This window comes from Aquabacterium sp. (assembly GCF_036279675.1).
Taxonomy (GTDB): Bacteria; Pseudomonadota; Gammaproteobacteria; order Burkholderiales; family Burkholderiaceae_C; genus Aquabacterium.
In genome coordinates this window covers 1-7963 of the sequence record NZ_DASUIS010000131.1, presented here as the reverse complement: position 1 = coordinate 7963, position 7963 = coordinate 1, and the positions used below count along the sequence as shown (strand labels likewise).

Sequence of the window (7963 nt, the reverse complement as noted above, 5' to 3'; positions counted from 1 at the left end):
GTGGAATCACTGTCCTTTGGCCTGATGGATTTTGTCTCCGACCATCGCGGCGCCATTCCGGCCAAAGCCATGTCCGCCACCGGGCAGTTCGAGCATCCGCTCATCGTGCGCGCCAAACTGGAAATTGCCGCGGCCTGCCATGCAGCCGCCATCACGCCCTCACACTGCGTGGTCACCGAGTTCAAGGACAAGCGCGCCTTGAGCACGGCCGCCACCAAGGCGGCACGCGAGCTGGGCTACACCCGCATGTGGAGCATCCACCCGGATCAGATTGCGGTGATCGTGGAAGCCTTTGCGCCCGTGTCGGCCGAGGTGGACGATGCCATCGAGATCCTGCAGGATGCGCAGGCCGCGCATTGGGCCCCGATCTCGCACCGCGGCGTGCTGCATGACCGCGCCAGCTACCGCCATTACTGGTATGTGCTGGAGCGAGCCTGGCTGACCGGTCAGCCCTTGCCCATCGAGATCGAGAGCAGTTTCTTCTCGGGTTGACCGCAGCAACAGGCTCAGGGCAGCCTGAACACCGAGACGACGTCGGCCAGCCGAGAGGCCTGATCCTTCAGGCTCTCTGCCGCAGCAGCAGACTGCTCGACCAGCGCGGCGTTTTGCTGCGTCATGCTGTCAAGCTGGGTCACGGCTGTGTTGACCTGGCTGATGCCTTCCGACTGCTCGGTCGAGGCCGAGGTGATCTCACCAATGATGTCCGCCACGCGGCGAACAGACTCGACGATGCTGCTCATGGATGCCCCGGCATCGCTGACCAGGCTGGCGCCCGCGTCCACGCGTTCGGTCGAGGCGTTGATCAGCACCTTGATTTCCTTGGCGGCGCCGGCTGCACGCTGGGCCAGCGCGCGCACTTCCCCGGCCACCACGGCAAAACCGCGGCCCTGCTCACCGGCTCTGGCGGCTTCAACGGCCGCATTCAAGGCCAGGATATTGGTCTGGAAAGCGATGCCGTCGATCACGCTGATGATGTCGGCGATACGGCGGGAGCTTTGCGTGATGTCGTCCATCGTGGCCACCACCTGGGACACCACCTCGCCACCACGGGAGGCTGCCTCGGCGGCACCGGCAGCCAGTTGATTGGCCGTGCGCGCAGCATCGGCCGTGTTGCGAATGGTGCCGGCGATCTGCTCCATCGTGGAGGCGGTTTCCTGCAGGCTGGAGGCGGCTTGCTCCGTGCGGCTGGACAGATCCTGACTGCCCGTGGCCACTTCATCACTGGCCACCTTGATCGAGTCGGTGGAGTGGCGCACATCACCCACGATGCCACGCAAGGCCACCTGCATCTCTTCCAGGCTGTGGCACAACTCGCTCAACTCATCTCGACCACCCATCTCGACGCGATGAGACAGGTCGCCCTTGGCAATCACATGGGTAGCCGCCACGACCTGCCGCAGCGGCACGGTCACCGAACGCGCCATCACCCAGGCAAACCAGCCACCGAGCGCCAGCGACACCAGAGCCAGCACAAGCAAGGATATCTTGGCGCGGCTGACATGAGCGTGCGTGGCCGCGTTGTCGTCGTCGGCAATCTTGCGCTGCATGCGCTGGTAGTCGTTGATGGCCGTGATGTAGCGCGTGGCAGCGGGCAGCAACTGGCTGTTGAGCGCCTCCTTGGCGCCAGGATCATCCAGTTCGAGCAAGGTAAAGATGGCATCGCGTGCCGTCACATACGCCTTGCGCCGTGCTGCGATGTCCGCAAACAAGGCTTTTTCCTGATCGGAGGTGGCACTGGCCTCCAGGTCTTTCTGAATCACACTGATCTGCGCCGAGGTTTCCTTGATCAGCGGGGCAAAGTGCTCCTTCACATCCTTGATGCCACCCGACTCGGCGATGGCGAGCGTGCGGTTGACGTTGAGCAATGTCAGGCTTTCCCACTTGAGGGCCGCCGTCGCCCTGGCTTGCACCTGGCCATTGCCATCAATGTCTGAAATGGTCGCAGACAGCCGAAGCCAGCCAACCAGCGCGATCACGGCCGTCAGCGACAGCACCACCCCGAATCCCAACCAGAGGCGCGGCCCCAGCTTGAGTTGATGGAGATTGAACATCTCTACACCTCGACATGGCGCCCTCATCCAGCCGGGAGCGCTTGCGGCCTCTTTACCCTTTATCTTTGTGATATCGGAAGATGAACGCCAAACCTGAGTGCATAAGCGCCATTGAAGGGCAATTCAGTCAGTGCAGCAAACGGCCAACCGCATCGACAGTGGGGGCATGAGCTAGATGGGCAGCCCATGATGTTGCCGCGCCTTGAGGCACTTTTCATCGCCCGGCATGAGTTCGCGACAGGTAGTGGAGCGTTGCTCATAAATGCCGCAGGCCACTTCGCACCCAATTTGCCCCTGCAGCATCGTGCAACGCGCCGGTTTGACGCCGGTGCCAACCATGCAACGGTGCAAAGGTCCCACGGGCTCGGTCAGGTGTGCGGGCACGGTACCGCCTGGTGCGTCATCCGCCTCGGCCCAATAGAAAGACACCCGAAAATAGGCACAGCAAGCGCCGCATTGCTGACAGTCGAATTCCGCGCTCATGCGCCCCCCTCGTGCGCCCTTTCCAGCGCCTGCAACCCCACACCCGGCCTTGGCAAGACCGGCAAAACGCGATTATCGTCAAACCCCACGCGCACCAACGACACGGCGTTCTTCAGACTCGACAACATGGTGGACATTCTTTCCTGGCACAACTCGGAGGTTCGCGGCGTGACCCCGCCTGACACACCTGGCGGTCAGGCTCGCGTGACCCTGTCTGCGGGAGCGGTCTTGCGGGGATCGGAAGGCGCCACCTTCAAGTCAGGCTTGCATGGCTTCATCAAGCCACTGGAACTGGTGTTCGACCAGGCCCAGCTGATCGGCCCGATTGGCGAATGCCTGGGAGGGATCGCGCAGGGCGAATTGCGGCTGGCCAGTATGCGCGCACAGTCAGCTACGCAGATCCCCCTGCCCTGGCGTTGCATGGAGCGCCTGACCTTGAGCCTTCAATTCCGCAATGGCAGCGTGTTGCAGATCGAAGCCAGCTCGGCGTATTGCAAGCCTTCAGACGATGCCCGTTTCATCGAGTCTTATGCCTGTTGAGCACCGACTCAAGCCAGACTCTTGAGCTTGCGCCACAAGGTTGTCCGGCTGATGCCCAAGCGCTGACTGGCAAGCGCCCGATCACCCGCGCAATCTGCCATGACACGAAGGATTTCTGCGCGCTCGGCCTGAGCCAGTCTTTGCTTGCGTTGCATGATCACGTCCACCTGAGACGCCACATCCACACCCGGCCCGGAGAGCCCAGCCGATGCCGACCTGCCGTGACGATGCTCGAAAAGTTCAGGCACAGCCGCCTGCAGAAATGTGCTCACCTGCTGGGCGCCCATCGCCTGCACGGCCGTTTGCGCACCGGCGTAAGCCATCACCCGTTCGATGAGGTTGTCGAGTTCACGTACATTGCCGGGCCAGCCATAACCCTGGGCCTGTTCGATGAGCGCGTCCATCAGGCGACTGGTTTCGCGTGGCTCGATGGCCAGGCGCGCGCACAACTTGCGATGCAAGGCATGGGCGATCGGCCCGATGTCCTGCAGACGTTCGCGCAGTGGCGGCACGTCCACGCGCAGGATGTTGAGCCGATAGTACAGATCCAGCCGGAACAGGCCCTTGTCAACCTGCTCTCGCAAGGCCTGGTGTGTGGCGGCGATCACCCGCACATTCACTGGCGTGGGCTCCGTACCCCCTACGCGCAACACCTCGCGCTCCTGCAGCACGCGCAACAGGCGTGTCTGCAAGGAAAACGGCATTTCACCGACCTCGTCGAGGAACAGGGTGCCATTGTGCGCAGCCTCGAACAAGCCAATCTTGCCCCCTCGGCGTGCGCCCGTGAACGCCCCCTCCTCGTAGCCGAACAGTTCGCTCTCCAACAGGCTTTCCGATACGGCGGCGCAGTTCACGGCCACGAAGGGCATGTCACGCCGGTCACTGGCCATGTGGATGCCTTGCGCAATCAACTCCTTGCCGGTGCCGCTTTCACCGATGAGCAGGACGGTCGCCTGACTGCGGGCACAACTGAGCGCCACCTGCCGAATGTGCTGTACGGCCGCACTGTCCCCCAGGAACTGCTTGAGCTCATAGCGGGTGCCAGGTGTATTGGGCTTGATGCGGGTGCGAATGTGGCGATCGACCCGCTGAATGCTGATGGGATCCTGGCAGGTGAGCACCGCGCCGGTCAGCACCCCTTGCTCCACGATGGGCATGCGGTTGACGATCAAAGCCTTGCCTTTGACGCGCTCGATCTTTTCCAGCTCCTGCGTGCCCATGCGCAAGGTGGCCAGCAGACTCAACTCGGGGCAAACCTCGGTGAGGTTGCGCCCCAACCAGGCATGGGGCGCCACACCCAGCCACTGCGCCATGGTCGGGTTCAAGGTCTCGATGCGCTCGCTCTGGTCCACGGCGATCACGCCATCGCTCAATTGCGCCAGGATGGTGTTGAGGCGCTCACGCTTGGCCAGCTCGATGCGCGCGGCCCGGGCGACTTCAACCGCATCCTCCAGTGCTTCGCGCACCGCATCCGTGGAATACAGAAAGACGCCCGCCAGGCCCGCCTGATCTGCCAGATCCGCCACCAGCCCGGGCCCCACCAGAACCTGCACGCCCATGTGTTTGAGCTCCAGCACGCAGGACTGGGCATCCTCTTCGGAGCGATAGGTTCGCTGCACCAGGCCCATGTCCAGCAACTCGGCAAACGGGGCCAGGTCAGGCGCCATGCCTTCATAGGTGACAAGGCCGATGCTGGGCGACACGCGACGTGCACGCGCCAGAGCCTGCATGACGTCAAAACCGCCCACTTTCACCAGCACCACGGGCATGTCCAGGTGCTGACGCAAATAAGCGCCGTTCGAACCCGCTGACACCACCACATCGATCGGGCGCTGAGCCTGCATGTCTCGGATCCGGCTGACGGCCTGCTCGAAGCCCATGTCCAGCACGTCGACCGAAGCCCGATCCGCAAAGTCGGGCGCCAGCTCCTGCAGCATCTTGTTGATGCGCTTGAAGCCGACTGCCACGATGTGGGGCAAGGCGGTCGTCGCGGGACGGGGACGGATGGTGCTCATGCGGTCATCTCGGATGTTTCAACTACGTTTCAGACCATTGTTTCATATTTCCCGAAACAACGTTTCACTCCAGAAACATTTCCGGATGGAAATTGATTGACAATGCCCAAGGCACGGGCGCCGTTTCTCCATGAGAATCAAGCAGTTGGCGTCGCAGTTCGTGCAACTGCATGGCAAAGCTGCTGCACGCCGAGTCGCTGGCACAGGCGTTGCGTTTCACAGGTAAACCGCTCAAGTTGGAGATCCGACATGTCCACCATGACCCCTGGCGCACGTTTCCGCCAAGCCCTCGCAGAAGAATCCCCTCTGCAGATCATCGGCGCCATCAACGCCAACCACGCCTTGCTGGCCAAGCGCGCGGGCTACCGTGCAATTTACCTCTCGGGTGGCGGCGTGGCCGCTGGCTCGCTGGGCCTGCCTGACCTGGGCATCAACACCCTGGACGACGTCCTGACCGACACCCGCCGCATCACCGATGTGTGCGACCTGCCTTTGCTGGTCGACATCGACACCGGCTTCGGCCCCTCGGCCTTCAACATCGAGCGCACGGTCAAGAGCCTGATCAAGGCTGGCGCAGCTGCCTGCCACATTGAAGACCAGGTGGGCGCCAAGCGCTGCGGCCATCGCCCCGGCAAGGAAATCGTCACCACCGAAGAAATGGTGGACCGCGTCAAGGCTGCCGCTGATGCCAAGACCGACAAGGACTTCTTCCTGATCGCCCGCACCGACGCCATCCAGGTGCACGGCGTGGACGCCGCCATCGAGCGCGCCATCAAGTGCGTGGAAGCCGGCGCCGACGGCATCTTCGCCGAAGCCGCCTACGACCTGCCCACCTACGAGAAGTTCGTCAAGGCCGTGAAGGTGCCCGTGCTGGCCAACATCACCGAATTCGGCAAGACCCCGCTGTTCAGCGTGGACGAGCTGCGCCCCACCGGCGTGGGCATGGTGCTCTACCCCCTGAGCGCCTTCCGTGCCATGAACAAGGCCGCCGAGGCTGTTTACACTGCCATTCGACGTGATGGCCACCAGAAGAACGTGGTGGACATCATGCAGACCCGCGAAGAACTGTATGACCGCATCGGCTACCACGCCTTTGAAGGCAAGCTCGACGCACTGTTTGCCGCCAAGAAGTAACCCCCGACTGTTTCAACCGACTGCCTCAACCTTCAAGCCAGGAAACTCATCTCATGAGCGCTACACCCGAAACAACCACCCCCGGTTTCAAGCCCAAGAAGTCCGTTGCCCTGTCGGGCACTGCCGCTGGCAACACGGCCCTGTGTACCGTTGGCCGCACCGGCAACGACCTGGCCTACCGTGGCTACGACATCCTGGACGTCGCCACCACCTGTGAATTCGAAGAAATCGCCCACCTGCTGGTGCACGGCAAGCTGCCCACGGTAGCCGAACTGGCTGGCTACAAGGCCAAGCTGAAGTCGCTGCGCGGCCTGCCCGCCGGCCTGAAGGCTGCGCTGGAGCAACTGCCCCCGTCGGCCCACCCGATGGACGTGATGCGCACCGGCGTGTCCGTGCTGGGTTGCCTGTCGCCCGAAAAGGACGACCACAACCACCCCGGCGCCCGCGACATCGCCGACAAGCTGATGGCCTCGCTGGGCTCGATGCTGCTGTACTGGTACCACTACAGCCACAACGGCAAGCGCATCGACGTGGAAACCGATGACGACTCCATCGGCGGCCATTTCCTGCACCTGCTGCACGGCGAGAAGCCCCGCGACAGCTGGGTGCGCGCCATGCACACCTCGCTGATCCTGTACGCAGAGCACGAGTTCAACGCCTCGACCTTCACCTCGCGCGTGGTGGCCGGCACGGGCTCGGACATGTACTCCGCCCTGACCGGTGGCATTGGCGCCCTGCGTGGCCCCAAGCACGGCGGCGCCAACGAGGTCGCCTTCGAGATCCAGAAGCGCTACGACACGCCTGACGAAGCCGAGGCCGACATCCGCGCCCGCGTCGAGAAGAAGGAAGTCGTGATCGGCTTCGGTCACCCCGTCTACACCGTGAGCGACCCCCGCAACGTGGTCATCAAGAAGGTGGCGGAAGACCTGTCCAAGGAACAGAACAACATGAAGATGTACAACATCGCCGAGCGTCTGGAATCGGTGATGTGGGAAATCAAGAAGATGTTCCCGAACCTGGACTGGTTCTCGGCCGTGAGCTATCACATGATGGGCGTGCCCACCGCGATGTTCACCCCGCTGTTCGTGATCGCCCGCACATCCGGCTGGTCGGCCCACGTGATCGAACAACGCATTGACGGCAAGATCATCCGCCCATCGGCCAACTACACCGGCCCTGAAGACCAGAAGTTCGTGCCCATCCAGGATCGCAAGTAATCCTTGAGCCGAACCAGGGCGCCACATTGCCGACGCGCGATCGTCGTGATGTGGCGCCCTGTCACTTGCTGACCGCCGCACCAGATTTCCGCCCACGATCACCGCATCACAAGGCCGCCTCATGAACACGAATTTCCGCAAGAACCTGCCCGGCACCTCGCTGGACTACTTCGACACCCAAGCCGCCGTTGAAGCGATCAAGCCTGGCGCCTGGGCCACCCTGCCCTACACCTCGCGCGTGCACGCCGAGAACATCGTGCGCAAGGCGGATCCGGCCATCATCAACGACTGCCTGACCCAGCTGATCGAGCGCAAGCGTGACCTCGACTTCCCGTGGTTCCCGGCCCGCGTGGCCTGCCACGACATCCTGGGCCAGACCGCGCTGGTGGACCTGGCCGGCCTGCGTGATGCGATTGCCAAGGAAGGCGGCGACCCCGCCAAGGTGAACCCCGTGGTGCCCGTGCAGCTGATCGTGGACCACTCGCTGGCCGTGGAGTGCGGCGGCTTTGACCCCGATGCGTTC

7 protein-coding genes and 1 pseudogene are annotated in these 7963 nt (G+C 63.0%); 5 read left to right on the top strand and 3 right to left on the bottom strand.

Translation table 11 applies throughout. From position 1 onward, the window contains the following. Positions 1-492, top strand: a pseudogene (locus VFW93_RS15165) (CoA ester lyase); the annotation flags it as partial. Positions 493-506: 14 nt separating this feature from the next. Here the strand turns inward: VFW93_RS15165 and VFW93_RS15160 are convergent. Together VFW93_RS15160 and VFW93_RS15155 are read right to left on the bottom strand one after the other, a co-directional pair. After that, positions 507-2051: a methyl-accepting chemotaxis protein gene (locus VFW93_RS15160; protein ID WP_329694803.1), complete on the bottom strand. Its 1545-nt coding sequence runs from the start codon at positions 2049-2051 to the stop codon at positions 507-509. Positions 2052-2222: 171 nt separating this feature from the next. After that, positions 2223-2534: a YkgJ family cysteine cluster protein gene (locus VFW93_RS15155; protein ID WP_329694802.1), complete on the bottom strand. Its 312-nt coding sequence runs from the start codon at positions 2532-2534 to the stop codon at positions 2223-2225. 126 nt (positions 2535-2660) lie between these two features. On the opposite strand from VFW93_RS15155, the gene VFW93_RS15150 reads away from it, so the two are divergent. Then, a complete protein-coding gene (locus VFW93_RS15150) occupies positions 2661-3074 on the top strand; it encodes a hypothetical protein (RefSeq protein ID WP_329694801.1) in 414 nt (137 codons plus the stop codon). An 8-nt stretch (positions 3075-3082) separates the two neighbouring features. Here the strand turns inward: VFW93_RS15150 and prpR are convergent, their stop codons facing one another. Beyond that, positions 3083-5089 carry a propionate catabolism operon regulatory protein PrpR gene (gene prpR, locus VFW93_RS15145; protein ID WP_329694800.1) on the bottom strand — a complete coding sequence of 669 codons (2007 nt, stop codon included), beginning with the start codon at positions 5087-5089 and terminating at the stop codon, positions 3083-3085. Positions 5090-5338: 249 nt separating this feature from the next. Between prpR and prpB the strand changes: the two genes are divergently transcribed. The 3 genes from prpB to VFW93_RS15130 form a co-directional block, all read left to right on the top strand. Next, entirely contained in the window at positions 5339-6223 is an 885-nt protein-coding gene (gene prpB, locus VFW93_RS15140) for a methylisocitrate lyase (protein ID WP_329694799.1), read from the top strand. Between the two features lie 53 nt (positions 6224-6276). Further along, the gene (gene prpC, locus VFW93_RS15135; protein WP_329694798.1) at positions 6277-7440 is read left to right on the top strand and encodes a bifunctional 2-methylcitrate synthase/citrate synthase; all 1164 of its coding nucleotides are present in this window, start codon (positions 6277-6279) and stop codon (positions 7438-7440) included. Between the two features lie 121 nt (positions 7441-7561). Further along, positions 7562-7963: aconitase family protein (locus VFW93_RS15130; protein WP_329694797.1), on the top strand; the 402-nt coding region annotated here is incomplete at its 3' end.

What these genes read in the sequence shown, in the direction of transcription:
- prpB (WP_329694799.1), top strand. Translation starts at nt 5,339, where the DNA reads ATGTCCACCATGACCCCTGGCGCACGTTTCCGCCAAGCCCTCGCAGAA.
- prpR (WP_329694800.1), bottom strand. Translation starts at nt 5,089, where the DNA reads ATGAGCACCATCCGTCCCCGTCCCGCGACGACCGCCTTGCCCCACATC.
- prpC (WP_329694798.1), top strand. Translation starts at nt 6,277, where the DNA reads ATGAGCGCTACACCCGAAACAACCACCCCCGGTTTCAAGCCCAAGAAG.
- VFW93_RS15155 (WP_329694802.1), bottom strand. Translation starts at nt 2,534, where the DNA reads ATGAGCGCGGAATTCGACTGTCAGCAATGCGGCGCTTGCTGTGCCTAT.
- VFW93_RS15160 (WP_329694803.1), bottom strand. Translation starts at nt 2,051, where the DNA reads ATGTTCAATCTCCATCAACTCAAGCTGGGGCCGCGCCTCTGGTTGGGA.
- VFW93_RS15150 (WP_329694801.1), top strand. Translation starts at nt 2,661, where the DNA reads ATGGTGGACATTCTTTCCTGGCACAACTCGGAGGTTCGCGGCGTGACC.